1 protein-coding gene and 2 tRNA genes are annotated in these 1718 nt (G+C 69.3%); 1 reads left to right on the top strand and 2 read right to left on the bottom strand.

The window, feature by feature from the left end; genetic code table 11:
* Positions 1-28: 28 nt before the first annotated feature.
* Positions 29-102 (bottom strand) — tRNA-Asp (locus VIP82_RS22445).
* Between the two features lie 52 nt (positions 103-154).
* A tRNA-Glu gene (locus VIP82_RS22440) sits at positions 155-227 on the bottom strand.
* A gap of 314 nt (positions 228-541) precedes the next feature.
* Here VIP82_RS22440 and VIP82_RS22435 point away from each other — a divergent pair.
* The coding region (locus tag VIP82_RS22435) for a M23 family metallopeptidase (RefSeq protein WP_331912760.1) at positions 542-1718 on the top strand (1177 nt) is incomplete at its 3' end.

The following is a 1718-nucleotide window of genomic DNA, read 5'->3' as shown; positions in this document are numbered from 1 at the left end:
TCGTAAGGGAAAGGGCTTGTCGCCTGAGCGACCCTGACGGGACTTGAACCCGCGACCTCCGCCGTGACAGGGCGGCACGCTAACCAACTGCGCTACAGGGCCTCGTGATGCCTTTCGGCACCGAGTTATTCAATTATACGTGCTGGTCGTGCAGTGACCCCAACGGGATTCGAACCCGTGCTGCCGCCGTGAAAGGGCGGTGTCCTAGGCCACTAAACGATGGGGCCGGAGGGCGTTCCCTAGGTCACGCCCGCCGACAGCCAAGCATACGTGCAGACGGCGCAGATGGCAAAACGAGGGTCGCGGATGCCTCGGCGCCCGCCGCGAGGCATCCGCGGACATGCGCTCGAAATGCCCGGAATGCGCTGATCTCCCGCTTATCGTGGGGCTGCCAGTGCCCGAACCGAGAGTCGAGGAGCGCGGGGACCCGAGCCCGCGTGGACGGGGAATGATGTACCGCACCACAGAACGAACACCGTCGGACCGCGCTCGAACGAGCCCGGTTCCCGGGGGAGTCCGGGGCGCCGGCCGACCGCGAACGATGCAGCGTCTCGTCGCCGTCGTCGCGATCCTCGCCGCGGCGCTCGTCGTTCCGATCGTCGCGCCGCCCCAGTCCGCGTTCGCCGCGACCTATCCCAGCTGGGACGAGCTGCAGGCGGCGAAGGCCAACACCGCGGCAGGCGCCGCGGCCGTCGAGCAGGTCACCGCGTTGATCGCGGAGCTCGAGGTCAACGTCGAGGTCACGCGGGCGGAGGCCGAGCGTCGCACCGACGAGCTCTTCGTGGCGCAGCAGAAGTACGACGAGGCCGTGACGCGGGCCGATCAGATCCAGGCGCAGGCCGACGCATCGGCGGCAGAAGCACAGACCGCCGAGACGAATGCCGGCCAGGTCGCGGCGCAGCTCTATCGCTCGGGTGGCAGCGACGTCGGCGTCAATCTCTTCCTCGATGCCGGCGACGCGCGGGCGACCGACGAGCTGCTCTCGAAGCTCGGCAACATGGAGAAGATGGTCGAGCGCACCTCGAGCATCTACGACCGTGCGCAGGAGAAGAAGAACACGGCCGAGGCGCTGAGCGGTCAGGCCGAGGTCGCCCAGGCCGAGCGCGAGCAGCTCCGCATCGCGGCAGAGGCCGCCCTCGTCGCGGCGCAGGAGGCGCAGGCCGCGGCTGAAGCCGCGCTCGCCGAGTCGCAGGCGAAGAAGATCGAGCTCGACGCACAGCTCGCCTTCCTCAAGGACACCGAGGCGCAGACCGCCGCCGCCTACCAGGAGGGCGAGCGGATCCGACAGGAGGAGGAGCGGAAGCGCCGCGAGGAGGCAGCCCGCACCGGTTCGCCCGGGGCGGTCTCGTCGTCAGGCTGGGCCAAGCCCGCCTCCGGCCGGATCACGGGCGACTACGGGCCACGCGCGCCGATCTGCGGCGACGGCTGCTCGGGCAGCTTCCACTACGCCGTCGACCTCGGAACGGGCTGCGGTGCGCCGATCTACGCTGCGAACAGCGGTGTGGTGTCCTTCTCAGGACGCTCGGGCACGTATGGCAACTACATCAAGATCGACCACGGCGGGGGAGTGTCCACCGGATACGCCCACATCGTCGACGGCGGCCGTCTCGTCGGTGGGGGCGAGTGGGTCGAAGCGGGTCAGCACATCGCGTGGAGCGGTACGACCGGGGCATCCGACGGCTGCCATCTGCACTACGAGGTCTGGATCGGCGGCAGTC

This window comes from Microbacterium sp. (assembly GCF_036566905.1).
Taxonomy (GTDB): Bacteria; Actinomycetota; Actinomycetes; order Actinomycetales; family Microbacteriaceae; genus Microbacterium.
The sequence above is the reverse complement of the archived record's forward strand: the minus strand, read 5'-3'. Positions and strand labels throughout refer to the sequence as shown.